At 69.3% G+C, this 24,968-nt stretch carries 23 protein-coding genes and 1 pseudogene; 11 read left to right on the top strand and 13 right to left on the bottom strand.

Annotated features, from left to right (window positions below):
* Window positions 1–307 precede the first annotated feature (307 nt).
* Genes ACFWJX_RS36885 through ACFWJX_RS36870 form a run of 4 tightly spaced genes read right to left on the bottom strand, consistent with a single transcriptional unit; the run spans window position 308 to window position 5,185 of the window.
* Window positions 308–1,426, bottom strand: a complete 1,119-nt coding sequence (locus ACFWJX_RS36885; protein WP_383250880.1) for an XdhC family protein — start codon at window positions 1,424–1,426, stop codon at window positions 308–310.
* A complete protein-coding gene (locus ACFWJX_RS36880; RefSeq protein WP_383250878.1) occupies window positions 1,423–3,603 on the bottom strand; it encodes a xanthine dehydrogenase family protein molybdopterin-binding subunit in 2,181 nt (726 codons plus the stop codon). The genes ACFWJX_RS36885 and ACFWJX_RS36880 overlap by 4 nt, the downstream gene beginning before the upstream one ends.
* Complete coding sequence (locus ACFWJX_RS36875; protein ID WP_383250876.1) at window positions 3,600–4,586, bottom strand: FAD binding domain-containing protein; 987 nt, start codon at window positions 4,584–4,586, stop codon at window positions 3,600–3,602. The genes ACFWJX_RS36880 and ACFWJX_RS36875 overlap by 4 nt, the downstream gene beginning before the upstream one ends.
* Window positions 4,583–5,185, bottom strand: a complete 603-nt coding sequence (locus ACFWJX_RS36870) for a (2Fe-2S)-binding protein (RefSeq protein ID WP_383250874.1) — start codon at window positions 5,183–5,185, stop codon at window positions 4,583–4,585. Before ACFWJX_RS36870 ends, ACFWJX_RS36875 begins: the two co-directional genes overlap by 4 nt.
* Before the next feature lie 176 nt (window positions 5,186–5,361).
* Here ACFWJX_RS36870 and ACFWJX_RS36865 point away from each other — a divergent pair, with 176 nt between their 5' ends.
* Complete coding sequence (locus ACFWJX_RS36865; RefSeq protein WP_383250872.1) at window positions 5,362–6,303, top strand: LysR family transcriptional regulator; 942 nt, start codon at window positions 5,362–5,364, stop codon at window positions 6,301–6,303.
* A 617-nt stretch (window positions 6,304–6,920) separates the two neighbouring features.
* The gene (locus tag ACFWJX_RS36860; protein WP_383250870.1) at window positions 6,921–7,418 is read left to right on the top strand and encodes a GNAT family N-acetyltransferase; all 498 of its coding nucleotides are present in this window, start codon (window positions 6,921–6,923) and stop codon (window positions 7,416–7,418) included.
* Here the strand turns inward: ACFWJX_RS36860 and ACFWJX_RS36855 are convergent.
* From ACFWJX_RS36855 to ACFWJX_RS36845, 3 genes are all read right to left on the bottom strand, one after another.
* A complete protein-coding gene (locus ACFWJX_RS36855; RefSeq protein WP_383250868.1) occupies window positions 7,388–7,753 on the bottom strand; it encodes a transposase in 366 nt (121 codons plus the stop codon). The genes ACFWJX_RS36860 and ACFWJX_RS36855 overlap by 31 nt on opposite strands.
* 77 nt (window positions 7,754–7,830) lie before the next feature.
* Window positions 7,831–8,703, bottom strand: coding sequence for a methyltransferase domain-containing protein (locus ACFWJX_RS36850; protein WP_383250867.1), 873 nt, complete (start codon window positions 8,701–8,703; stop codon window positions 7,831–7,833).
* 131 nt (window positions 8,704–8,834) lie between these two features.
* The gene (locus ACFWJX_RS36845; RefSeq protein ID WP_383250865.1) at window positions 8,835–9,440 is read right to left on the bottom strand and encodes a helix-turn-helix domain-containing protein; all 606 of its coding nucleotides are present in this window, start codon (window positions 9,438–9,440) and stop codon (window positions 8,835–8,837) included.
* 92 nt (window positions 9,441–9,532) lie between these two features.
* Here ACFWJX_RS36845 and ACFWJX_RS36840 point away from each other — a divergent pair, with 92 nt between their 5' ends.
* The 3 genes and pseudogenes from ACFWJX_RS36840 to ACFWJX_RS36830 form a co-directional block, all read left to right on the top strand.
* On the top strand, window positions 9,533–10,546 hold the full coding sequence (locus tag ACFWJX_RS36840; protein ID WP_383250863.1) for an NAD(P)/FAD-dependent oxidoreductase: 1,014 nt from the start codon (window positions 9,533–9,535) through the stop codon (window positions 10,544–10,546).
* A 135-nt stretch (window positions 10,547–10,681) separates the two neighbouring features.
* Window positions 10,682–12,280 (top strand): MFS transporter, encoded by a 1,599-nt coding sequence (locus ACFWJX_RS36835; protein ID WP_383250861.1) that lies wholly within the window; start codon window positions 10,682–10,684, stop codon window positions 12,278–12,280.
* A 37-nt stretch (window positions 12,281–12,317) separates the two neighbouring features.
* Window positions 12,318–12,575 (top strand): annotated as a pseudogene (locus ACFWJX_RS36830) (sugar ABC transporter substrate-binding protein); the annotation flags it as partial.
* Window positions 12,576–12,586: 11 nt separating this feature from the next.
* Here ACFWJX_RS36830 and ACFWJX_RS36825 read toward each other — a convergent pair.
* Window positions 12,587–13,465: a DUF3152 domain-containing protein gene (locus ACFWJX_RS36825; protein WP_383250859.1), complete on the bottom strand. Its 879-nt coding sequence runs from the start codon at window positions 13,463–13,465 to the stop codon at window positions 12,587–12,589.
* A gap of 137 nt (window positions 13,466–13,602) precedes the next feature.
* Here ACFWJX_RS36825 and ACFWJX_RS36820 point away from each other — a divergent pair, with 137 nt between their 5' ends.
* The 3 genes from ACFWJX_RS36820 to ACFWJX_RS36810 are packed head-to-tail and all read left to right on the top strand — an operon-like array spanning window position 13,603 to window position 16,357.
* Complete coding sequence (locus tag ACFWJX_RS36820; protein WP_383250857.1) at window positions 13,603–14,298, top strand: response regulator; 696 nt, start codon at window positions 13,603–13,605, stop codon at window positions 14,296–14,298.
* Between the two features lie 50 nt (window positions 14,299–14,348).
* A complete protein-coding gene (locus tag ACFWJX_RS36815; RefSeq protein ID WP_383250855.1) occupies window positions 14,349–15,785 on the top strand; it encodes a sensor histidine kinase in 1,437 nt (478 codons plus the stop codon).
* Window positions 15,782–16,357 (top strand): hypothetical protein, encoded by a 576-nt coding sequence (locus tag ACFWJX_RS36810; protein ID WP_383250853.1) that lies wholly within the window; start codon window positions 15,782–15,784, stop codon window positions 16,355–16,357. The genes ACFWJX_RS36815 and ACFWJX_RS36810 overlap by 4 nt, the downstream gene beginning before the upstream one ends.
* Window positions 16,358–16,930: 573 nt before the next feature.
* Here ACFWJX_RS36810 and ACFWJX_RS36805 read toward each other — a convergent pair.
* From ACFWJX_RS36805 to ACFWJX_RS36795, 3 genes are all read right to left on the bottom strand, one after another.
* Complete coding sequence (locus ACFWJX_RS36805) at window positions 16,931–17,617, bottom strand: alpha/beta fold hydrolase (RefSeq protein WP_383250851.1); 687 nt, start codon at window positions 17,615–17,617, stop codon at window positions 16,931–16,933.
* A 462-nt stretch (window positions 17,618–18,079) separates the two neighbouring features.
* Window positions 18,080–19,144: an aldo/keto reductase gene (locus tag ACFWJX_RS36800; RefSeq protein WP_383250849.1), complete on the bottom strand. Its 1,065-nt coding sequence runs from the start codon at window positions 19,142–19,144 to the stop codon at window positions 18,080–18,082.
* Between the two features lie 69 nt (window positions 19,145–19,213).
* The gene (locus tag ACFWJX_RS36795; RefSeq protein ID WP_383250848.1) at window positions 19,214–19,939 is read right to left on the bottom strand and encodes an SDR family oxidoreductase; all 726 of its coding nucleotides are present in this window, start codon (window positions 19,937–19,939) and stop codon (window positions 19,214–19,216) included.
* A gap of 139 nt (window positions 19,940–20,078) precedes the next feature.
* Between ACFWJX_RS36795 and ACFWJX_RS36790 the strand changes: the two genes are divergently transcribed.
* Window positions 20,079–20,663 carry a TetR/AcrR family transcriptional regulator gene (locus ACFWJX_RS36790; protein ID WP_383250846.1) on the top strand — a complete coding sequence of 195 codons (585 nt, stop codon included), beginning with the start codon at window positions 20,079–20,081 and terminating at the stop codon, window positions 20,661–20,663.
* 438 nt (window positions 20,664–21,101) lie between these two features.
* Here the strand turns inward: ACFWJX_RS36790 and ACFWJX_RS36785 are convergent, their stop codons facing one another.
* Window positions 21,102–22,289 (bottom strand): MFS transporter, encoded by a 1,188-nt coding sequence (locus tag ACFWJX_RS36785; RefSeq protein WP_383250844.1) that lies wholly within the window; start codon window positions 22,287–22,289, stop codon window positions 21,102–21,104.
* Between the two features lie 89 nt (window positions 22,290–22,378).
* Between ACFWJX_RS36785 and ACFWJX_RS36780 the strand changes: the two genes are divergently transcribed.
* Window positions 22,379–23,140 carry a DeoR/GlpR family DNA-binding transcription regulator gene (locus ACFWJX_RS36780; protein WP_383250975.1) on the top strand — a complete coding sequence of 254 codons (762 nt, stop codon included), beginning with the start codon at window positions 22,379–22,381 and terminating at the stop codon, window positions 23,138–23,140.
* Between the two features lie 658 nt (window positions 23,141–23,798).
* Here ACFWJX_RS36780 and ACFWJX_RS36775 read toward each other — a convergent pair.
* Complete coding sequence (locus ACFWJX_RS36775) at window positions 23,799–24,200, bottom strand: RidA family protein (RefSeq protein WP_383250842.1); 402 nt, start codon at window positions 24,198–24,200, stop codon at window positions 23,799–23,801.
* Between the two features lie 142 nt (window positions 24,201–24,342).
* On the opposite strand from ACFWJX_RS36775, the gene ACFWJX_RS36770 reads away from it, so the two are divergent.
* A complete protein-coding gene (locus ACFWJX_RS36770; protein ID WP_383250840.1) occupies window positions 24,343–24,723 on the top strand; it encodes a winged helix-turn-helix transcriptional regulator in 381 nt (126 codons plus the stop codon).
* Window positions 24,724–24,968: the final 245 nt, after the last annotated feature.

Here is a 24,968-nt window from a genome sequence, read left to right as displayed (position 1 = left end):
CCTGCACCGGATCCGGGCGCGGGCGGGTGGCGGGTGGCGGGTGTTGGCCCTGCTCGGGCAACGGTGTGGGCGTCGACGATGTGTATCTGTTCGCGTTGCCGGCCCCGTCCCGCAATGCTGGGTGGCTTTGTTCATGAGAACAGGCTCTGGCTCAATTTCCGTGACGGGCGAATCTGGCAGCCGGTCTCGCAACGGTGTCGCTGTTCTTCCGCCGCACGCCGCACGCCATCACGCCATCACGCCGAAAGGCCACCCGCACCGGCACAGCCCACGGCTGAGACTTGGCAAAGCCCCGCTGGACCGCCGATCACCCGGCTGCCCGCATAGTGTGGACCGGGCCGTCGCGGTCGGACAGGCGCACTCCGCGGCCACCGTGCCGGGTGGCGATGATCTCGGCGGCGATGGATACGGCGGTCTCCGCGACGGAGCGCCCGCCGAGGTCGAGCCCTACCGGGGAGGACAGCCGCGCCAGAGCGAGCGAGGTGACGCCGACCTCGCGCAGGGCCGCGGTGCGGCGTTGATGCGTGCGACGCGAACCCAGCGCGCCCACATACTCGACATCTAGTCCGAGGGCGGTCTCCAGGAGGGGGATGTCGAACTTCGGGTCATGGCTGAAGGACACGATCACCGACCGCGCGTCCACCCTCCCGGCCGCCGCCTCTTCGGCCAGATACTCGTCGGGCCGGGCCACCACGACTTCGGCGGCGTCCGGGAAGCGATCGGCTGTGGTGAAAACTTCTCGGGCATCGCACACGGTGACCCGGTAGCCGAGCGTCCGTCCGATCGAGGTGAGGGCTGTGGCGAAGTCTCCGGCGCCGAACAGCAGCATCCGCGGAGGCGGCGTCAGCGAGCGTACGAAGACGCGGATGCCCTCGGTGACGTAGCTCAACAGCGCGCTGTCACCGGTGCGCAGCAGTGCCCGTGCGTCCTCCATCAGGTCCGGTGGGATGTGCGGCGGATGCAGGCTGCCGTAGTGGTCGTCGGCGCGCAGGACCGCATGTGTACCGACGGCCTCCGGAAGAGGATGGTCGAGCACGGTGGCGACGGCTATGGGGTTGCCGGTCCGCACGGACACCATCACCTTGGCCAGCTCGGGGAAGGTGCGGAGGTCGACGGGCTCGACGAAGATCTCCAGAGTGCCGCCACAGGTGAGGCCGACGGTGAAAGCGTCGTCGTCACTGATTCCGTAGGACACCTGCTGGGAGGTTCCGTCCAGGATGGCCTCACGGGCCCGTTCGAGTACGTCGCTCTCGACGCAGCCGCCGGACACGGAGCCCACCACGCGCCCCTGCGGGGTGAGGACCATGGCCGACCCCGCCGGGCGCGGAGCGGAGCCGAAGGTGCGCACCACCGTCGCCAGACCGGAGCGCTCGCCGGACGACCACGTCTCATACAGTGCGTCCCAGACGCCGTCGTGGCCGGTCACAGCAGCTTGTCCTGGGTGAGGGGCAGGTCGCGCACGCGCTTGCCGGTGGCGTGGAAGACGGCGTTGGCGATGGCGGCGGTGACCCCTGTCATGGGGGTCTCGCCGAAGCCGCGGGCACCCAGGGCGTCGCTGGCCGGGTCGGGTTCGTCGATGAACTGCACCTGGATGTCGGGTACGTCGGCGTTGACCGGCATCAGGTAGCCGGAGAGGTTCGGGTTGACGATCCTCGCCGTCGCGGGGTCGACGAGGGTGTGCTCGAAGAGCGTGAAACCGATGCCCCAGATCACACCGCCGAGGACCTGACTGCGAGCGGTCTTGCGGTTGAGGACGGTGCCCGGGTCGTAGCAGCCGACCACGCGGGTCACCCGGACCCGGCCGAGCAGCAGGTCGACGCGGACTTCGACGAAGACGGCGCCGGTCGAGTAGCCGAGTGGGGTGTTGATGGGTGCGACCTGGAAGGTCAGGGGCTTGCCGCCGTGCCCGACCACCGAGCGATAGCTCACCCGGACGCGGGGGTCGGCGGTGTCGAAGAGGTGGCCGTCGGCGGTGTCCACGCGCTCGGCGGGGACGCCGCGCAGCGGGGAGCCGGACTGGGCCACGGCCATGTCGACGACGGCCTTGCGGGCGGCGGTGCACACCCGGTTGACAGCGCTGCCGACGCCGGGTGCGGTGGTGGAGGCGCCGGAGGCGAAGCTGAAGGGGAAGGCGCTGTCGCCGAGTTCGAAGGTCACGTCGGAGACCGGCACGCCGAGCACTTCGCCGGCGATCTGCGTCATGATCGTGTACGTACCTGTGCCGTTGTCCTGGGTGCCGACCTGGATGAGTACCTTGCCGTCGGTGCCGAGAGTCATCTGGGCACCCGCACCGGGCCTGCCGCCCGCGGTGTGCGCGGAGGTGGCCATGCCCCAGCCGACGAGTTCGGCGCCGTCGCGCATCGAGCGGGGGCGCGCCTCGCGCCGGGACCAGCCGAACACCGAGGCCGCGCGGTCGTAGCACTCACGGAGGTGATTGCTGCCCCACTCCTGGCCGTTCTCCATGTTCCGCGCGCTCCAGTTGCGCTTGCGCAGTTCGACCGGGTCCATGTCCAGGGCGTAGGCGAGTTCGTCGAGGGCCGCCTCCTGGGCGTGGCTGGTGCACGTTTCCGGAGAGCGCATGAAGCTCTGGGTGGGCAGATCCAGGCGTACGGCGCGCTGCTCGTTGGACAGGTTGGGGATGTCGTACAGCATGCGGATCGGTTCGCTGCTGTTGAACAGTGCGATGTCGTTGCGGCTGATCTGCTGGGTGATGACGTGGTTCAGCGCGGTGACACGGCCGTCGTTGCGGGCGCCGAGCTCGATCGTCTGGTGTGTCTGGGCGCGGTGGCCGTTGGAGGTGAACATGTGCGCGCGGGACAGGACGAGCTTGACCGGTCGGCCGAGCGTACGGGCGGCGGCGCAGGTCAGGACGGTGTGCGGCCAGACGGGGCCCTTGGTGCCGAAGCCGCCGCCGAGGTAACGGGAGATGACCCGGACGTCGGCGAGCGGAACCTCCAGGGCCTGGCTGACGGACTGCCGGGTGCCGTCCAGTCCCTGTGTGGTCTCGTACACCGTCACCTTCGGGCCTTCCCATGCGGCCGTGGTGGCATGGGGCTCGATCGGGTTGTGGTGGTGCATGGGGATCGTGTACTCGGCCTTGACCCGGACGTCCGCCTGGGCCATGCCGGCCGCCGCGTCGCCGCGCTGGAAGGTGTTGGGGCCGTCCGGCCCGGTGGGCGGCACGAACGCCTCGCCCTGGGCCAACCCGCCCTGGGGAGCGCCCGATTCCTCGTAGTCGGCCTCGATCAGTTCCGCCGCCCGCTGCGCCTGTTCCAGGGTCTGCGCGACCACGAAGGCGATGGGCTGGCCCGCGTGGTGGATCTGCGCAGTCTGGATGGGGATGAACGACTTGAAGAACGTACGGTAGGTGGGCTGCGTCAGACGCGGCATGGTCTCGTGGGTGTAGACGGCGATCACGCCGCGCACCGCTTCGGCGGCCCGGGTGTCGATCCGGGTGATCCGGCCGCGGGCGATGGTGCTCATCGCCATGAACGCGTGGGCCAGACGGGGCAGCGTCACGTCGGCGGTGTACTCGGCTGCGCCTGTCACTTTGAGCCGGGACTCGACACGGGGCAGCGGGCGGCCTACGACGTCGGTGCTCATCGGGAACCTCCGGTGTAACGGCCGAGCACGTCCTGGAGCGCGCGCTGCACCAGCTCGACCTTGAACGCGTTGTCCTCTCGCGGCTGGGCGCCCCGGACCAGAACACCTCCGGCCGCCGCGATGCTCTGCTCGGTCAGCGCCCGGCCCCGCAGGGCGGCCTCGGCCTCGGCGGAGCGCCAGGGGCGGGTGGCGACACCGCCGAAGGCGAGGCGGGCCTCCTCGACGGTTCGGCCGTTCATCCGCAGCACGGCGGCGACGGACACGACCGCGAACTCGAAGCTGGCACGGTCGCGCACCTTCAGGTAGCGCTGGCGGCTTCCCGGGGCCGGCAACGGCACCTCGACCGCGGTGATCAGCTCACCGTGCCGCAGGGTGTTCTCGATGTGCGGAGTGTCCTCGGGCGCCCGGTGGAAGTCGGCCATGGCGATGGTGCGCGCGCCGTCCGGGCCGAGCGTGTGAATCGTGGCGTCCAGGACACGCAGGGCGACCGCGAGATCGGACGGGTGAACGGCGATGCAGTGGTCGCTGCCGCCCAGGATCGCGTGCCAACGGTTGCGGCCGTCCAGCGCGGCGCAGCCGGATCCCGGCTCGCGCTTGTTGCAGGCGAAGTCCTGCCCGCGGAAGTACCAGCAGCGGGTGCGCTGGAGCAGGTTTCCGCCGATCGAGGCCCGGTTGCGGACCTGCGGGGAGGCTCCGGCGAGCAGCGCCTGGGACAGCACGGGCAGTCGCTTGCGGACCACCGGGTGCAGGGCCACGTCCGCCATTCTCGCCAGTGCGCCGATGCGCAGCCTGCCCCCTGACTCCTCGATGCCGTGGAGCGGCAGACGGTTGATGTCGACCACCAGGTCGTGGTCCTCGGCGCCGTCCTTCATCAGGTTCAGCAGGTCCGTGCCGCCGGCGACGAACGTGGCGTCGGCGCTGCGGGCGACGAGCCGTACGGCCTCGGCGGCCCGGTCCGCGCGCGCGTAGGCGAAGTCCCTCATCGCCGCACCGCCTTCGCCGCGTCGGCCACGGCGTCGACGATGTTCGGGTAACAGCTGCACCGGCACAGGTTGCCGCTCATCCACTCCCGGATCTCGTCCTCGGAGTCGGCGTGGCCTTCCTCGATGCACGCCACCGCGGACATGATCTGTCCGGGTGTGCAGATGCCGCACTGGAAGGCGTCCCGGCGGACGAACGCGTCCTGCACCGGGTGCAGTTGCGCCCCCTGGGCAAGTCCTTCGATGGTGGTGATGGAGCGGCCTTCCTCCATCATGGCCAGCGTCAGGCACGACTTCACGCGCCGGCCGTCGACGAGCACCGTGCAGGCCCCGCACTCCCCTCGGTCGCAGCCCTTCTTGGTGCCGGTGAGGCCGGCGTGCTCACGCAGCGCGTCGAGCAGGGTGACGCGGGCCTCGACTGCCGGGAGCCGGTGCCGGGAGCCGTTGATGTCCAGCGTGAGGTCGCCGGCCGTTCGAGGCTGTGCCGCCGGTGCGGCCGCGGGCTGAGCCGCCGCCGGGTCGGACCCTGGGAGGGGAACCATGACCGCGGCCGCCGCGACGCCCCCGGATTTCAGTACGCTGCGTCTGCTGTGTTGGGACATGGATGAGTGACTCCTCGTGTACCCGGAGTGGGCGGGACAGAAGCGAGCCTGACGCGGTGGGAAGCCGGTCGTCCAACGCAAAGAGTGCATGCTCGCGATGTGTTGAACGCATGATGAGGTCCGGAAGCAGGGCTCTTTATGCGTAGCCTGCATGGCGTTGGCATACGCTCTGTGCCATGTCGCACCTGCGGAACGCGGATTTGAATCTTCTCCAAGCGCTCGCGGTGCTCCTCGAGGAGAGGCACGTCACGCGGGCCGCCGACCGTTTCCACCTGAGCCAGTCGGCGATGAGCCGCGTCCTGCTTCGGCTCAGGGAGACGTTCGGCGACGAACTCCTGGTGCGCACGCGGGGCGGGTACGAACCGACCCCTCGTGGACTGCAGATCCAGTCGGAGCTCGCCGAACTCCTTCCTCGCCTGGAAGCGCTGCTGCGGGGGGATGTCTTCGACCCCTCGACGGCGAACCGCCACTTCCGCGTGCACTGCACCGACTTCGCCACCTCGCTGTTCGGTCCGGTCCTCTTCCCGCGCTTGTACCGCGAGGCTCCGGGTATCTCGCTGACCGTCGTACCGGTGAGTGACCACTCCTTCGCCGATGTCGAGCAGGGCCGTGCGGACCTGGTCTTCTCCGGTGTCGTGGCACCGCCTGCGCTGCGCTGGGAGACGTTGTTCGAGGAGGAGTTCGTGTGCCTGATGTCCTGCGACCATCCTGTGACCGGGGACCGGCTGACCCTGGACGACTTCCTCGCGTACCCGCACGTCGTCGTCAAGTTCCTGACCGAGGGCCAGGCCATGGTCGAGCGCCGACTCGACGAATACGGACTGCGCCGTCCCGTGGGTCTGCGCGTGCCCTACTTCTCCGCGGCGGCGACCGCGGTGCCGGGCACGGAACTCATCGCCACCCTCCCGCGCCACGCCGTTCTTCCATACGCCGACAACTCGGCCTACCGCGTCGCCGCTCCCCCGGAAGAACTCCCGCCCTTCCCCTACGGCATCGCCTGGCATCCCCGTGTCGACGGCGACCCCGCTCACCAGTGGCTGCGGCGAGTTATGCGGGAGACTGCCACGCAGGTGATCGGGCGTGGGCCGGCGGACGATGGCTCGGCGGCACCCGCCTGACCGAGGTCACACGGACGCCCCCTCCGCTGAAACGGCTTGCCCTTGCAGTTCTCCTGGAAGGGTTCCCAACGCACGCCAGGAAGCCCTGTTCATGTGCCAGGGTCTTCGCGAAGACGTGCGAGCCGCGGCGTCGGGTGCTTTCACGGGCGCGCTCTGGGGATGTCGTCGTTGAAGGTGAACGTATCCTTGCAGTCTTTCCAGGTGCCGCCGGGCGTCAGCTTGCACACCCGGAACCGCACGTACTCGCCGTATGCGAGGCGTGAGCTGTTGTGGATAAGCCCGTTGGACTTGCTCGAACCGCATCCAGGTTCACTGTCACGCGAGTGCGCCACGAGGCGCCATGCAATGGGGGGAAGGTGAAAGGCCTTCTCCGCCGGGCCGTTGCAGCGGCCTGATGAGGCTGGCGGCAGCCTGATCCGGGGAGGCCTCCCCCTCGGTGGTGGACACGCTGATACTGGACCTGCTTCATCCGGAGGAAGCGAGAAGACCGCCGATGGCAATGAAGGACTACTCGGACGAGTTAAAGGCCGATGCCGTGGCCCTGTACTAGGGCGTGTTGCGAAAGTGGATCAAGGGGCTCGTTCGGTGTCTGGTACGGGTCGTGTGATGCTGGCGCAATGACTGATCAACGCGAGGTTGTCATCGTCCGCTGGCCAGGCCAGGGCCCTTCCGTGGATCGCTTGGCCGAGTTGCTGGCGGCCTACCATCTGCGGACGGAGGCAGAGAAGGGCGAGGCCGTCGTCGATGTGGACGGGTTGTCGGACTGCTACCGGGCAGAAATCTTGGACCCGCGGGCCGCGTTCGCCGACGATGTCGTGCTGATGGCCCTGAGCGGCGACACAGCCGTGGGCTGCCTGGTGGTGACCGCCCCCGTCGGCGGCCGGTCAGAGGTCAAGAGGCTCTGGACAGACCCGGCATTCCGGAGCCGGGGCATCGCGTCAGGCCTGGTCGGAGCCGCGCTTGCGCATTCCGCGGAGAGCGGCGTCAGCACGGTACGGCTGTCGGTATGGAAGTGGCGGGCAGGTGCCATCGCTCTGTACGAGCGGCTCGGTTTCACCGTCGCCCAATCGTGGGAGGAACGGGATCAGCTGGTGTGCATGGAGCGTGCCGTGTGAGGGGTCGCAGCCACTCGTTGATGGCTGCGACCAGCACGGTTGCCTCGTATCGGACGGCGAGCTTGTCGTATCTCGTAGCCACAGCCCGGTGGTGCTCGAGACGATGGATCCCGCACTCCACCGCGTGGCGCTCTTTGGAGTCGGCCTTGTCGAACTTCGGCGGCCGACCGCCGCGCGAGCCACGCGGCCTGCAGCTGAACGAAGACCTGCTTCCGGGTGCCGTCACGCTGCCGGCGCCGGAACAGGTCGTAGGCCCGGTCCCACGACCCGTACCGCTGCGGCACATCTCGCCACGGCGCACCGGCCCTGGTCCGCCACCGTATGCCGTCGATCACCTGCCGCCGCGTCCACGTCTGCGGACGGCCCGGCTTGGCTGTCAGCGCTGCCCGACAGACAACAGGGCGACCCGAGATCAGGCGCGGCGGGCTGCCCAGACGGTGCGCTCGGTGCGGACCCCGAGGTCGCTTCGGCGCAGGATGCTGTGTGGGCTGTCGACATCCAGGAGTTCGTCGAGTGCGACGAGGTCTTCGGGGCTGAGGGCAGGTGCGGCGGCGCCGCGGATACGCTGCAGGCTTCCGTGGGCGTAGCGGCCGATGGCCTGACTGCGGTTGCCTTCGATGTTCACGGTGATGGTGCGCTCGTCCTCGACGGTGAACCCTGCGGCGGTCAGCATCGGCCCCCAGTCGGCACCGCGGTGGGGTACGTGCTCGGCGTGATAGCTGCTGGTTGCGGCATGGGCGCGCTCTTCGAGCCCAGGCTGGCCCTCGGGCGCGTGGGCGGGCAGGAAGCGGGGGAAACCGTCCAGCTCCACGACGGCGAACAGGCCGCCTGCCGCGAGCAGTTCGTGGACGTCGGCCAGTGCGCGGTCGGGGCGTGCCATGTGATGCATGGAAGCGGAGGCCCACACCAGGCCTGGTGTGCCGAGGTCGGGCCAGTGGTCGGTGTCGAGGTCGGCCTGCACGGTGCGCACACGGTCCTGCATACCGCGGGCGTATGCCTTCTCGCGCAGGAGCTGCAGGTGGCCGGCGGAGGCGTCGACGGCGGTGACATGTGCGTCGGGGAAGCGTTCAAGGAGGGCAAAAGTGCCCGCACCGGTGCCGCAGCCCAGGTCCACGATCTGGCGCGGCTCGGACGTCAGCGGGAGCCAGGCGGTGATGGACGCAATGTGCTCGGCGAGCAGCTCGGCATCCAGGTCAAGGATCTCCGCCTGGCCGCTGTCGTCGTGCTCTGAGTGGTGGCCGTGCGAGCCGCCATGTTGGGGCGTGTGGCCGTGAGCTGGGGTCATGGCACGACCGTACGCACCTCATGCGTGAATTGCGTGACTGCTTGCGCACTACGCAAAGAGGTCACTCTGTTTGCTGCCTGCCACGCAAAACCCCTCTCTTCTGGCGGCACACCGCCGTTCTCGCACGGGCGCTACTCAGGGGGGCCCTGTGCGCTTGCGCTGTCGCCGGACTCGTCGGTGTCGCGTTGGTGGCCGCGGCGAGCGTCGCGGTCGAAGATGCCCATGATCTCGCACGGCCCGCCCTCGGCGCCGATCGCGTGCGGCATCATGGTGGGGAACTCGGCGGCCTGATTGGTATCGATGCGGAACCGGCGGTGGCCGAGCATCAGGATTGCCGTACCGGACAGGACCACCAGCCATTCGCGGCCGGGGTGGGCGCGCATGCGGGCGGGATTGTCGGGCGGCGGTTCGGTCATCCGCTGACGGATGACGCTCATGCCGGGGACGCCCTTTATGGGCCAGCGCATCAGGCCGTGGGTGCCGTCGATCATCGGGCTGATGACGACGTCGTCGGCGGCGTTCTCCACGAGCTGGTCCAGGGTGGTGTCCAGGGCGCGGGCGAGGGTGACGAGCTGGTCGAGGGCGAGGCGGCGCTGACCGTTCTCGATACGGCTGAGCGAGGACTGACTGAGGTTGGCGCGGGTGGCCAGTTCCTCCAGGGACCAGCCCTGTGCGACCCGCAGGGCGCGGATCCGTTTGCGTACGAGGCTGTCCAGCTGCCCATCTTCTTGCGTCATAGGCAACATGTTATGCCTCCACTGCAATGCGGGCTTAACGTCGAATACAGATGGTCCAGCACGGGGGGCCACGTACGACGAAAGGGCGCGACATGTTCGCACGTACTTCCCGCTACGAGAGCGACACCCTGCCCGCCGAGACCGTGGACGTAGTGGTGATCGGCGGCGGTGTCGCAGGCCTGAACGGTGCGCTCATGCTCGCCCGCTCGCGCCGCTCGGTCGTCGTGATCGACAACGGCACCCCGCGCAACGCGCCCGCCGCAGCGATGCGCGGCTTCATCGTCCTGGACGGCACCTCGCCGCCCGAGATCCTCAAGCGCGGACGCCAGCAGGTACGCCAGTACGGCGGCCGGATCGTCTTCGGTGAAGTGGCCGCCACCGAGCCCGCCGCCTCCACGGCCGACGGTGATCTGGGGTTCACCGTCACCCTGGCCGACGGCCGCACGCTCACCGCGCGCCGCGTCCTGGTGGCAACCGGCCTGCGCGACGTCCTGCCCGAGGTTCCGGGCCTGGCCGAGCACTGGGGCCGCGGCGTTGTGCACTGCCCCTACTGCCACGGCTGGGAGGTCCGTGACAAGTCCATCGGCATCCTCGCGACCAGCCCCGCCTCCCTCCACCACGCACTGCTGTTCCGTCAGCTCACCGACGACCTGGTCTACCTCACCGGCGGAACCGTCCTGGACGAGGACGCGCGCGCCCGGTTCGCCGCCCGCAACATCCGCATCATCGAGACCGAGGTGCAGGAAGTCGTCAACGACGGCGGCGGCGCTCTGGCCGGCCTGCGCCTGGTCGACGGCACATTCGTGGAACGGCGGGTCATCGCGGTCGCCACGCAGATGCATGCTCGCACCGAGGGCCTGGACGGACTGAAGTTGCCGATGGAAGACCTGCCCGACAACACGGGCCGCCGCTTCGCCTCCGCCATGGCCGGCACCACCGACGTTCCAGGCGTGTGGGTGGCCGGAAACGCCACCGACCTCACCGCGCAGGTCGGCGCGTCCGCCGCGGCCGGCGCCCTGGCCGGATCCCACATCAACGCCCTCCTGGCCACCGCCGACACCGACGCGGCCCTCGCCGCAGCAAAGGCCGAGAACGCCCCCGCCTGACACCCCAGCCGCCGTGGCTGAACCGCGCGACCGCACACCTGCAGTCCGCGCGGTGAACAGACCTCCTGCTTCACCACCCTTGGCGACCGGCCCTGCTCCGGCGCTGATTCCGCATGCCCCTCTTGAGAGGAAACAATGAGCAGCAACCTGCCTCCCCAGGCGGCGGCCGCACCAGTAAGCGGCGGGAGTACGCCGGATGCGCGTCAGCTCCGCGCGATCCTGATCACCGTCTCGATCGCGCTGATGGCCGTCATCGCCTCGGTGTCCGGCCTGAACGTCGCCCAGACCCATATGGCCGTCGAGTTCAGTGCCTCGCAGACCACCGTCCTGTGGATCATCAATATCTACACCCTGGCCCTGGCCGCTCTGCTGCTGCCGCTCGGCGCGCTCGGTGACCGGCTGGGCCGAAAGCCCATGCTGATCACCGGACTGATCATCTTCGGCGCGGCCAGCGTCGTCGCAGGCCTAGCCCCGTCGGCCGCGGTGATGATCGGCGCCCGCGTTGCCACGGGCATCAGCGCCGCGATGATCATGCCGATCACGCTGGCCGTCATCACCTCCACGTTCCCCGAGGAGGAACGAGGCAGAGCGATCGGCGTATGGACCGGCGTCGCCGGAGGCGGCGGCATCCTGGGCATGTTCCTCTCCGCCCTGCTGGTCGACGTCGCGGACTGGCGCCTGCTGTTCGTGCTGCCCGTGGTCCTGGTCGTCGTCGCGCTGGCGATGACGCTGAAGTCGGTGCCCAACTCCCGCGAACGCTCCAGCCACTCCTTCGACACCATCGGTGCACTGGTGTCCACCATCGCCGTGATCGGCCTCATCTTCGTCCTGCAGGAAGGCCCCGAGCGCGGCTGGACGGACCCCGTCACCCTGATCAGCCTGGCCGTCGGCGTCGCCGCCGCCATCGCCTTCGTGGCCTGGGAACTGCACCGCCGCGACGCATCCCTGCTGGACGTACGCCTCTTCCGTGAGCGCGGCCTGGCCAGCGGCTCGATCACCCTGCTCGTCGTCTTCGGCGTCCAGGCCGGCATCGCCGTCGTGCTCTTCCCATTCTTCCAGGCCGTGCTGGGCTGGTCGGGTCTGCTGTCCACCGTGGCGATGATGCCGATGGCCGTCATGATGATGATGGCCTCCGGCCTGGCCCCCAAGATGGCCGCCAAGATCGGCGCCCGCTCCACCATGACCGTGGGCGTCGCCCTGTCCACCCTCGGCCTGGCACTGATGGCCCTGTTCGTCTCCGTCGACGGCGGCTACCTGTCCATCCTCGCCGGCATGTTCGCCATGGGCATCGGAATGGGCCTGTCCATGACGCCCTCCACCGAGGCCATCACCAGCTCCCTGCCACGCGCCAAGCAGGGCGTGGCCTCCGCCCTCAACGACGTCACCCGGGAATTCGGCACCGCTCTGGGCGTTGCGATGCTCGGCGCGCTCCTGGCCAACGGATACCGCAGCGCCATCGACGACAAGCTCGACAGCATCCCCCCGGGGGCTGCGGACACCGCACGCGAAGGCATCGCCAACGCCATCGAGGTAGCCCCGGGCACTGGCAGCCACGCGCAGGACCTGATCCACACCGCGCAGCAGTCCTTCGTCGACGGCTGGCAGCAGGCCATGTGGGCAGGCGTCGCCGTCATGGCCGGCCTGTTCCTCTACCTCCTCGCCCGCGGTCCGAAGAACACCACCCCGAGACCGAATCACGACGCAGGAGCCCCAGAAGCTGTGTCCGCTCGGTAACTGTGCTTTTCAGCACCCTTTACCGCAAAACACGCCCCTGCTGACCGGCACCCAGGCCCTGAAGGACCCCGCCCTGCACACCAAGAAGGACGGCTGGGCCACCGGTACCGCCCTCGCCGCACATCGCGCCCGGCGCCCGGCGCACGCGCAGTCCGTGCGCGGCTACCCGGAGTGGAGGGACAAGGTCGCCACGCCCGCCTTCCCGGAGTACTACAGCGGCGCGATCGGGCTCGGCGAACTGCGCGAACGCCTGGAGGAGGACGGGAACCTGGTGCTGACCCGGTACCAGCGCTGAGCCCTCCGCGCTCAGGGAACGGCGGGGCCGGTGACGTACCGTCCCTCGTCGTCGTACGGCCAGACGTTGGGCACGCAGCCGTGCATGCCCTTGATCTGCTGCATCATCGCGGGAGCAGGTTTGCCGGGCCCGGGGCAGGTGACATGACCGTGCCCGAGGAAATGGCCGACCTCGTGGTTGATGATCAGCGCCCGGTAGGACGTCACGTCCTTGGCGTAGACGGGCGTTGCCAGTTCCCACCGCTTGAGGTTGACCAGCACGTTCTTGTCCACGCTGCAGTTGACCTCGCCGCCGGTGTCCAGCCCGTACCGACCGCAGATCTTGTCCACGGTCCCCGGTGTCGCGACGCGTACGACGAAGTCGGTACTGCCGCCCGACACCCGCTGGAACGCGGAGCGGCCGTCCGCCGTCCAGCCGCGCCGGTCGGCCAGGATGCCCTCCACCTGCTCGGCGACCGCCGCGGCGGACAGCTTCAGGCCGTCCTCGACCTCGACCCGGTAGCGCAGGACCGTCCCCTGCCCCACCTTGGCGCTTCCGCCGCCGGCGGTCGTGAAGGTGCCCGGTCCCGTGGTTGGGATGACCGGGTCGGAAGGGCCGAGGGAGGGACTCGACGGGCTGACGGACGGGCTCACGGAAGGAGTGCGCGGGGCGGGACTGGACGCCGCGCGCCCGGTGGGCTCGTCCCGCGCGGCGGAGTCGACCCCGGCTCCGGCCCTCGCCCCTCCCCGGTCCGCGGACGTCCATCCCACGGCCGCGAAACCGGTGACCCCGAGGAGGGTCAGCGCGGCCAGTCCTCCCCACAGCGGTCCCTTCGGCCCGCGCGCGGAGGCGTGCGCGCGGCTGCTCCTGCGGCGGCGGGTGCGGGACGGAGTTGCTCGGTGCGCGGTCATGGTCGTTCAGGCTGTGACCGCGATGTGATGGGATCTGGCCCGGATGGTAACGAAACAATAACGGGCCCCTGTTGGGCTCATGTGATCATCCGGTAACAGTGGGCCTGGCTTGTAGAGGTTCTGCGGATACTGAGCGCATGCCACGCGTTCTGCTGATCGAAGACGACCCCGCCGTACGGGAAGGCGTCGCGCTCGCCCTGCGCCGCCAGGCCCACGAGGTCGCCGCCGCCGAGACGGGCGAGGAGGGACTGGAGCGGCTGCGGTCCTTCCGGCCGGACGTCGTGGTGCTGGACCTGATGCTGCCCGGCATGCCCGGACTGGACGTGTGCCGGGGGATGCGGGCCCTGGACCAGACGCTGCCGATCATCATGGCGACCGCGCGCGGCGACGACGAGGACATCGTCGTAGGCCTGGAAGCCGGTGCCGACGACTACGTGGTCAAGCCCGTGCAGGCACGGGTGCTGGCGGCGCGTATCCGTGCCGTCCTGCGCCGGGCGGCCGGGGCGCCCGCCGACGGTGGGATACCGAAGATCGACACGTACGGGGACCTGGCCGTCGACCGGGCCGGCCTCTCGGTCACCTGGCAGGGCGCGCCGGTTTCGCTCGCCCCGTCCGAACTACGGCTGCTGCTCACCCTGTCCGCCTCGCCCGGCCAGGTGTTCAGCCGGCAGCAACTCCTGGAGGCGGTCTGGGAACACAGCTACCACGGCGACGCACGCCTGGTGGACGCCTGCGTCAAACGGCTGCGCGCCAAGATGGGCGAACCCTCGCGCGACCCCCGCTACATCCAGACCGTGCGCGGCTTCGGCTACCGGTTCGCGTCGTCCCGGTGAGGCGGCTGCCGAGAACCCGTGTCAGGGCTCCTCAACTGCGCAGTCTGCGCATGCGGTTGGTGGTGGCGTTCGCGCTGGTCGCCGCCCTCACCGCCGCGACCACCGGCGCCCTGACCTTCCGGGAGGCCCGCACGGGAGTGCTCCAGCAGAGCCAGGACACCGTGATCAAGCTGCTGCGGACCCAGATCGGCCGACTCGCCCCCGAACTCCCCGTCCCACCGGGCGAGTTCGAACTGCAGCGGTTCGCGGCCGACGTGGCCGGCGCCGAACCCGCCGGGACCTGGCGGGTGTTGGTCGCCTACGGCGGGCTGAGCGCCACCTCCGCTCCCGACGATCCGTTCGAGGAGCTGACGCCGACCCTGCGCGCGGCCGTGGACTCCAGCACGGCCACCGTCTTCCAGCGGGTGAACAGCGGCGACCACACCTCCCTCGTCGTCGGCATGTCGGTCACCTTCACCGCCGGCACCGCCGCGACCGGTCCCGCGTCCGGCATCCAGGTGTTTCTCACCGTGCCGCAGACCACGGAACAGGCGTACGTCGACGCCCTGGTCACCGCCGTCGAACGGGCCACCGTGCCCGCCCTCGGCCTCGCCGTGCTGCTCGCGCTGCTCGCCGCCCGCGGGGTGCTGCGGCCGGTGCGCGCACTGCGCCGCGCCACCCGCAGCATCGCCGAGGGACGGCTGGACACCCGGCTCGACGTCAACGGCTCCGACGAACTCGCCGACCTGTCGCACACGTTCAACGAAACGGCCGCCGCCCTGGAGGAGTCGGTGGCCGAACTGCGCGACATGGAGGCCCGGGCCCGCCGGTTCGCCGCGGACGTCTCGCACGAACTGCGCACCCCGCTGGCCGCCATGTCCGCGGTCACCGACGTCCTTGACGAGGACGCCGCCCGCCTCGACCCCGACACCGCCACCGCGGTCCGGCTGATCAGCGAGGAGACCGTGAAACTGGCCCGGCTGGTGGACGACCTGATGGAGATCTCCCGCTTCGACGCGGGCGCGGCGGTGCTGCACCTGGACGAGATCGACCTCGCCGAGTCACTGCGGCGCACGCTCGCCGCCCGTGCCTGGACGGACCTGGTGGACGTCCGCCTGCCCCCGCCCGACGCGCTGCGCGGCCGGGTCGACCCGCGCCGCCTCGACGTCGTCGTCGCGAACCTGGTCGGCAACGCCCTGCGGCACGGCGCCCGTCCCGTCCACCTGCGCCTGTACGAGGGCGGGGAGCGAAGCGCCGTCATCGAGGTGCTGGACAGCGGCCCCGGCATCCCCGACAGCGTGCTGCCCCACGTCTACGAGCGCTTCTACAAGTCGGACGCCGCCCGCACCCGGACCGAGGGCAGCGGCCTGGGCCTCGCCATCACGGCGGAGAACGTCCGGATGCACGGCGGAACCGTCCGGGCGGCGAACCGTCCGGAGGGCGGCGCGGTCTTCACTGTCGAACTCCCGCTGCGGCGGGACGAGCCGACCCGGGGGAGCGGACAGTGAGAGCCGTACCCCGAGCCGTGCTGCTGGCCGTTCCCGCGCTGTGCGCGCTCGCCTCCTGCGGCATCCCCACGACCGGCGTGGTGGAGGCGGGCGGGCCCGCCAGTGGGGTGGTGCCCACGATCCGGGTGCACTTCGTGGCGGGGGACGGCACCCTGGTCGCGGTTCCCCGCAGGACCGTCGCGCCGGTCGACGTCGAGTCGGCGGTGGCGGTACTGCTCGAGGGCCCGACCGAGGCGGAGCGCGTCAAGCGCCTGACCACGCTGCTGCCGCTGCCGGGGCTCCTGGCGACGCCCGTCCCGGCCGCCACGGCCACGGACGGCCCCGTGGCGGCGCCGCAGGAGGAGGTGCGTACGGCCGACCTCGTGAAGGTGGTGGCGGAGGACGACCGGGTGTCCATTGAATTCACCGCCGTCTCAGGTGGGTTGACGGGCCTTGCGGTGGACCAGCTGGTCTGTACGGCCCTCGGGGCGCAGCGCGTCGCCGAACCCGGGGCGGAACCCTTGCCGGTGACCGTCACGGGTCCGGGCGGTCGGCCCGTCGAAGGGACCGGCGCGAGTTGTTCCGACGGCTGACCGAGGTGCCGACTCCGCGTGGACCTGCTGGATCCTCGGCGGGCAGCCTCTTGCGCCTGCGCGGCCCTCTGGCCGGCTGCCTGCCCCGCAATCCCTAGGGAGCACCCCATGACAGTGATGACAAACGCGCTCGTATCGGCATGGGAAGGCGCCCGCGAGGCGCATGAGGCGGTCGTCGACCGGTTCAGGGCGGATGTGACCATCACGCGCCGGCCTCTACCGGCAGATGCTCGAGGGGCGGACCGACCGTGACGGCAACACCCAGGTCCAGACGATCGACCGCGCCTACCTCACGGTCCGGTAGGGCGAGGGCAGCAGAGCGAGGGTCGAAGGGACGGTTCACCGACAGGGCCCGGGTGGAAGACCCGGGACCTGTCGGTGTGGTCGCGCTCCGGTGGACGGCCTTGGGATCACCTGAGCGGTCACCCGGTGAGGGAGGCCACGCGTAGCCTCCCTCACCGGCGAAGGCCGGCTCAGTTGGACATGGGTCCACTCGATCTGGTGATCAGGATGATAGGAGCCCGGTGACGGAAGACTGTCACGCCACCTGGACGGTCGGCCGGTGGGCCGGCATCACCGGGTGGTGTGGTCGGCCTGTTTGTTCAACCGTGCCACGGCCTGTGGCTGGGAAACGGTCACGGCATGTGAGGCCTTGACTTCCCGGGTGTGGGAGCCCGCGCGGTCGGCCATGAGGCGCTGTGCGGCGATGGGGATGGTGAGATCCTGCGTCGTGGTCAGAGCCCGTGAGGGGATCGTCTTCCACGCGGCTTCGGTGGCGGTGTCGTTGAGCGCGGCGTCGGTGATGGGGCGTTGGGTGGTGGCCATCAGGTCGGTGGTCCTGCGGGGAACGTCCGCCGCGAACTGGCTGTGGAAGGCCTTCCGCTTGATGTAGAGGTCGGTGCCCGTGCTGCCGTCGGCCTGGCGGAAGGGAACAGGGTTGAGGGTCGGGCCCAGGGTGCTGCCGGGGAACTTGCCGGCCAGCTCCGCCGAGCTGTCGCCCTTGTCGGGCTGGAACGCGGCGATGTACACCAAGGCCTTGACCTGGGGGTGGTCGGCGGCGGCCTCGCTGATGACGCTGCCACCGGAGGAGCGGCCGGCCAGGACGATGGGGCCGTCGATGCTGTCGAGGACACTGCGCACGGAGGCTGCGTCCTGGTGCAGCCCGCGCAGCGGGTTGGCGGCGGCGACCGGGTAGCCGGCCTGCTTCAGTGGGGCGACGACGTCGTTCCAACTGGAGGAATCGGCGAAGGCGCCGTGCACCAGGACGATCGTGGGCCTGCCGCCACTCGAGTGCTGCGCGGTGGTCGTCCTGGAGTCGAGGCGCGGTGCTCCGTCGGCCGCACCGGCCGCACCGGCCGCTCGCCGGAGGCGAAAGTCAGAGCTGTTCCGCTCGCGGCGGCCGCCGGCAGGGCACCGCCAGTGAGGATCAAACGCCGAGTGCTCTTGTTCATCATGCCCTTCTCGCTCTCGTTCTGAGCCGAAGCCCGGTAGTTGTCACCGCAGAGCCGGTTGAGCTGGTGAATGAGACCGGTCGAAGCAGTCTGGTTGGCACCGGTGAGGCACACGGCTTGTCACAAGCGCTCATTCGGCTTCCTTTCTGTCACCAGCCGCCCCGGCGGCGACAACAAGCTGCCCCCGCGTCGGTCTGGTCTGGTCGGCGTACAGAGGACGCGCGCCGGCCAGTGGCAGCGGTATCGCCGCTCCCTGGCGCTTTGCTCGTCGTCAGCGGCGGGCCTGGATCTTCAGGTCGCCGCGGGTCTGGATGCGGATGTGATCGCTCGCGAGCAGGGCGTGGGGGAATCCGAGGTCGATCGCGCTGACCTCGTCCAGGCGCGCCATCTGGGACGGGGTGAGGTCGACTTCCAGAGCTCCGAGGTTTTCCCGCAGTTGCTCGGCGGTTCGAGCCCCGATGACCGGCGCAGTCACCCCCGGGTTGTGCAGGGTCCAGGCGAGCCCCACCTGGGCCGGTGTGCGGCCCAGCTCGTCAGCGATCTCCTTGACCACGTCCACGATGGCGAGGTTGCGCTCGGTCACCCCGCCGAGGGCCAGGTTGAAACTCTTGCGCGTGCTCTCGCTCTGGCCGGACGGCGACGTGGTCAGGTCCTGGCGGCTGTACTTGCCGGTGAGCACCCCTCCCGCCAGCGGTGACCACAGAACTGTTGCCAGCCCCAGCTCCTGCGCCATCGGGATGAGGTCACGTTCCCCGGTACGCTCCACCAGGTTGTACTCCAGCTGCAGTGCCACCAGCGGTGACCAGCCGCGCAGGTCGGCCATCGTCTGCATGCGTGAGATCTGCCAGGCCGGGGTGTTGGAGATGGCCACGTAGAGGACTTTGCCCTGCCGGACCAGGTCGTCCAGACCGCGAAGGATCTCCTCCACGGGTGTGGTGGGATCCCACACGTGCAGGTAGAGCAGGTCGATGTAATCGGTGTTCAACTGTCGCAGGCTGGTTTCGACCGCCCCGAAGAGGCTCTTCCGGCTCGCGCCACCGGAGTTGGGGTCGTCAGGCCGCCGCAGGGTCGTGTACTTCGTGGCCAGGACCAAGCTGTCTCGCCTGTCCCGGGCGAACTCACCGAGCATGCGCTCCGATGTGCCGTTGGTGTAGGTGACCGCCGTGTCGATGAAGTTCCCGCCGCGCTCGACGTAGAGGTCGAACAGCCTCCGCGCCTCGTCCTGCTCCGCGCCCCAGCCCCATCCGTTGCCGAAGGTGGCGGCCCCGAGCGCGAGCGGCGAGACCCGCAGGCCGGAGCGTCCCAGTTGCCGGTAGGCGTCGAGAGTGAGTGGCATCGTGTTCTCCTGTAGTGGTGGGTTTCTGAGGTTCGAGGGATGCGGGCCGGGGGTCGGCGTGCCTGAGTTTCAGGCGCCGAGCCCGTAGCCGCCGGCCACGGCGACGTCCTGTCCGGTGACGTAGCCGGCGGCGTCCGAGGCGAGGAAGGCGACGACTTCCGCGACCTCCTGGCTGGTCCCGAAGCGCTCGAACGGGATCTTCGTGCGCATGGCGTCCCGGCCGCTCTGGGGTATCCCCAGCTTGTCGAGCAGCGGGGTCTCGGTCGCGCCGGGACTCACGGTGTTGACGCGGATCCTGCGCGGAGCCAGTTCGAGCGCGAGCGAGGGCAGCATCGCCATCAGGGCACCGCGCGTGGCCGCCCCCACCGTGGCGCCAGGGCTGCCCCTATGGGTTGCGATGCCCACGGTGAGGACGATCGATCCGCCGTCGTTCATCAGTGGTAGGGCCTGCTGGAGGGTGAAGTACTGACCCTTGAAGTTGACGTCGACGTGCTTGTCGAACGATTCCTCTGTCACGTCGGCAACCGGTGCGGGGCGGAAGACCCCGGCGTTGAGGAACAGCAGGTCGAGAGACCCGAAACGTTCGGACACCCTTGTCATGAGGGCGTCGGTGTCGGACAGAACGCGTGCGTCGGATCGGATGACGAGTACGTCGTCGGGAAGCTCGAGTCGTGCTCTCGCGAGGGACTCGGAGTTCTGTCCGGTGACGGCGACCTGGTAGCCGCGGGTGTGCAGTAGTGCGGCGGTCGCTCTGCCGATTCCGGTCGTGCCGCCGGTGATGAGTGCTGTGGGCATGGCAGGCCTTTCGTCGGGGCGGGCAGGGTCGGGCACTCCCATAAGCGGAGAACTCCCCGGTTACGTCCACTGTACACTTAACCGGAGACCTCCCCGAATCGCCCGGCACCTCGCCCCGACACTCCTGATCGCGAAGGCCATGACACCTCCACGCAACACCCTGCGCGCCGATGCCCAGCGCAACCGCGAGCACCTGATCGCCACAGCCGCTGACGCTTTCGCCTCCGGAAAGGCAATCTCGCTGGACTCGATCGCCAAGCGCGCGGGCGTGGGAAGCGGCACCCTTTACCGGCACTTCCCGACCCGGGAGGACCTGGTCGAAGAGGTCTACCGCGACCAGATCCGCCCTCTGCGCGACGACGCACGGGACCTTCTGGCCACCGAGAAGCCCGCACAGGCTCTCCACGCCTGGATGCGCCGCTTCGCCGAGTGGGCCGCTGAACGGCGCGGCGTCTGCGAAGCCCTGGTCGCCATGAGCGCTTCCGGACGCTTCGGCACCGGACCCGTCTGCGATGAGATCCAGCAAATCCTGGGGATGGTGCTCCAGGCCGGCGCTGAAGCAGGAGAACTGCGCAGCGACATCGACCCGGCCGACGTCGGCGGGATCCTCGCCGGCGTGCTCTCCGTGGCCGGCGGGCCCGAGCAGCGCGCCCAACTCGACCGCATGCTCACCGTCGTCGTCGACGGGCTGAAGCCGCGCCAGGAAGATCGAGGGTGTGCCTAGTACTCCAGCTGCAGTTCGCTATCGCTGCTGGTCAGGGGCGTGTTCGAGAGTGTACTTGGCTGATGCGCCGTCCAGCGTACGGAACTTCCACACCAGTACGCCGTGTTCGAACCCCGGGCTGTGCATGGAGGTGATGGTGGGGTCGGAATACGTGATGTAGCCGACTCTGGTGACCGAGAAGTCCTCGGTGACGCGCTGCCCTACGGCCGCTGGCTTCGGCCTACTTCCGAAGGGCCGCGTTCCCTCGGCGGCACGGTCCGGCCGCCCAGGGACTGTGCGACCCCGAGGTGGACTGCGAGCCGTGAAGGACCTACTCGCCTACGGCTGCTCGGCACAAAGGCCGTGGTCCGCGCATGTACCCGGCCACACGGGGCTCCAAAGCCGCTCCCACCTTCGCCGAATGCGCGGCGCACCTGGTCAGGCCGCGCCCGCAGGCGGTCAGGAGGTCAGCTCGGCGGTGTGCGGCCGGTCTGGAGAGGGGCGCAGGATGCCGGCCGCAACGGCGCCGGTCGCGCAGAACAGGGTGAGCAGCAGGAAGGTGTGATTGAGGGCCATGAGTTGGGTCATCCAGGCGATCACGGCGGGGCCCGCGAGCATGCCGATGTAGCCGAGTCCGGCGACTCGGGAGACGTTGGTGCCCGCGGCTGTGGGGTCGGCGTGTCCGGCGGCGCTGAACAGTTGCGGGATGCAGCCGGACAGGCCCAGCCCGAACAGCGCCCAGCCGGTCAGCGCCGCCCAGATCCAGGGCGAGAGGGCCACGACCGTGATGCCGACGGCGGCCAGGGCCGCGCCGTACCTCAGGACGGCGACCGGCCCGAACCGCGCGGATATCCGGTCCGCCAGGAGCCTGCCGACGGTCATGGTGGCCGCGTAGGTCCCATAGGCGAAAGCGGCGGTGCTCTCCGGCGCGTCCAAGGCGGTCTTGAGGTGCAGGACGCTCCAGTCGTTGGCGGCTCCCTCACACAGCATGACCAGCAGAGCCAGGACGGCCAGGAGCCAGATCCGGGTGGGAACAGCGCGTTTCTGCATCTCAGGCTCGCCCTCCGCATCGGGTACGGGGGCGGGCGACCCGGTGGGCAGAAGACCACGAGCTGACACCAGAGCGATGATGACGCCGATGCCTGCGGCGGTGCCCAACGTCGTGGCCGGGTCCCAGCCGATGCCGATGGCCGCGGCACCGGCGAGCGCTGCCAGGACACCGCCGACGGAGAACGTGGCGTGGAAGGCCGACATGACAGGCCGCTCGTACGCCCTCTCCACCTGCACGGCATGCGCGTTCATGCTGACATCGAGGGTGCCGTTCCCGAATCCGAAGAGCAGTAGGGCTGCCCCGAGGGCCCACGGTTCCTGGGCGAGACCGGGCAGTACCAGGGTCGCGCTGCACAGCACTCCGGCCACGGGAACGACGGTGCGTGTACCGAGCCGGTCGGACAGCCGCCCGCCGACCTGCATGCCGACGAAGGCCCCGGCCCCCAACAGCACAAGGAACCCGCCCAGGGCCGCATGGCTGATGCCCACGCGTTCCTCGATGGCCGGAATCTGCACGACCCACATACCCAGCAACATGCCATTGAGTACGAAATAGACAAATGTCACGACGCGAGATGCGCGCAGAGTTCTTTCCATGCGGACACCATAACGAACAACTGACCTGTTCGAAACAAGGCGTCTCAACCATCTTTGCTGTTCGAAGCGGGTTCGTGTTGAATCACGGTATGAGCACCGTGGAACGTCACCGACTGATCATCCAGGCCGTCCAGGAGGCAGGAACGGCCACAGTCGCCGAACTCGCGTGCCTGGCGGGTGCCTCGGAGATGACCATCCGTCGTGATCTGGACCACTTGGCCGCGCAAGGCGTCCTCGAACGGTTTCGGGGCGGCGCGCGAACCCTCCTCCTGCGAGGAGACGAACCTCCCTTCGCGCTGCGCGCCCACGAAGCCATCGATGCCAAGCGCCGGATCGCGGCGGAGGTGGTCTCACTCATCACCGACGGCGAAACCGTCCTGCTCGACAGCGGCACGACCTGTCTGGAAGTCGCACGCCTGCTGCACGGACGGCACGTCACCGTGATGCCCCTGTCACTACAGGCGATTCACATCCTCAGTGACGCCCCCGAACCGACCTCACTGTTGGTCCCCGGGGGCCGGCCCCGCGCCGGCGAGGGAGCCCTCACCGGACCCCTCGCCCTCGCCTCCCTGTCGGCGCTGCGCTTCGACACCGCCGTCCTGGGCTGCTGCGGCTTGACCGTCGGCGACGGCATGACTGCCTACGACCTTGACGAGGCAGCGGTGAAAAAGGCGGTCATCTCCTCAGCGCGCCGCATCATCGCCGCCGCCGACGGCAGCAAACTCGGCCGCACGACCCACGCCTGCGTCGGGCCCTCCACCCTGGTGCACACCCTTGTCACCGACACCACTGCACCCGCCGACGAGACCACCGCGCTCGAGAACAACGGCACCACTCTCAGGATCGTCTGACCCGTTCGGTACACCTTCGCCGCACCGAACGCCGTGACTTCACGCATCGTCCAGGCATCTCTGGGCAGTCGGCTCGATGGCCCCGCGTCGTACGCGTTCCGGACAGGAATACTCCCCGGCGTGACGTCGGGCCTTCCGTCGGACGCCTTCCCCCGAGGCTTCCGGCTTGTTTGCGCATACGGCCGATCCTGCTGGCCAATTGCGTTGCTGGTCGGTTGTGATGCTCGTCGGCTCCATGTAGCGGTCGCGTCTTCCGTTTTCTCCGGTCGTGCATCCGGCGGTGGGCCGGGTTCCCGGGTAGGCGTGTGGTCGGCCCAGACGGTGCCGGGGGGCGGGCGACTATCCGGTGGGGGAGTGGGCGGTGCGGGGTGGGGAGGGGCGGCGAGGGTCGAGTGCGTGAGGCGGGGCTGGGAGCCAGAAGACCTAAACGAGGTCTGGATGCCGTGCGAAGACGACATGAAGAGGATGCGGAACAAGTCGAGGGCGACCCGGCTCCGGCAGGCGCCGCCGCCGTCCGCGCTGCTGCTGAAGTCCTTCGAGGTGGAGTCCCAGTTGCTGGTAAAGCGCGCGAAGGCACAGGTTTTCACCACCGACGGTTCCCAGGGCGGCAGCGCCCTGGGAACCGTCGGTGATCACCTCCTGCCGGACCTGATCGGGCTCAGGCGGTCAGCTTGGTGTCGATGATGAAGCTGGTCTCGATGACCTGGCCGGGGAAGGTTAGTTCAGTGACGCCGAGGACTGTGCTGACCGGGCGGTGGTCGCCGAAGTACGTCAGGTTGCCTTCTGACGTCGCCCGGGCGTTCTGCTGCAGGTTCACCACATACAGGGTCTGCGAGATGATTTGGTTGCGGGTGGCGCCGTAGTGGTTCAGGACCTTGTCGAAGTTGGCGTAGGTCTGCTTGAGCTGGGCGGCGAAGTCGTCCGCATGGAGGAAGTTGCCCGCCTCGTCGAGCGAGAGCTGTCCGGAGACGTGGACCAGGTCGTCGGACTTGATCGCCTGCGAGTATCCGAAGTCGCTCTCGGCCGGCACGTTGTGGTTGAAGACGTCGATGGTGGTCATGCTGCCTGCCTTCTTGCCATGAGAGCCCGCGGGTTCGCTTCCGCGGAACCAAGACGCACGTGCTCTCTTGTGGTTACTCGGAAACTGTAGGAGAGTGGCCGTTGACCTGGAAGAACGCACTTTTCAGTGACTGGGGAACCTGATGGTGACCAAGCAGTACACGGGCTCGCCCGAAGACGCGGACCTGAGGCGCGCGGACTCTCTGGCGCGAGAGATCTTCTCGGACGTCGCCAACAAGTGGGCGTTCCTGATCATCGAGGCTCTCGGAGAGCGCACCCTGCGCTTCAGCGAGTTGCGCAACGAGGTCGAGGGCGTCAGCCACAAGATGCTCACCCAGAACCTGCGCATGCTGGAGCGCTACGGCCTGGTCGAGCGGAAGGTGCACCCCACCGTGCCGCCGCGGGTCGAGTACACCCTCACCGAGCCGGGCCGAGCCCTGCGAGCCACGGTCGATGAAATGTGCGGCTGGACCCACCAGTACCTCGGTCACATCGAGGCCGCCCGCCGTCGCTTCGACGTCTGACGGATGCATAGCATTCGCATGAGGCATCCAGCCGTTCAGACCTGCCGGTTACGCAGGCGTGTCGACCGCGCAGGCGTACACACGGGCCGGATCAAGACGCAGTACGTGCGGCCCCATGCAGTCCGCGGCAAGAGTGGCGACGAGCGTCCCGCATACGCATGCCATGTTGCCGCCATCAGTTCCGAGTGACCCAGCCCGGGGCGCCGGTAGGAACCGTGTCACCCATCCTGCCAGCCAATTGCGTT

The organism is Streptomyces sp. NPDC058335 (assembly GCF_042723915.1).
Classification (GTDB): Bacteria; Actinomycetota; Actinomycetes; order Streptomycetales; family Streptomycetaceae; genus Streptomyces.
The sequence above is the reverse complement of the archived record's forward strand: the minus strand, read 5'-3'. Positions and strand labels throughout refer to the sequence as shown.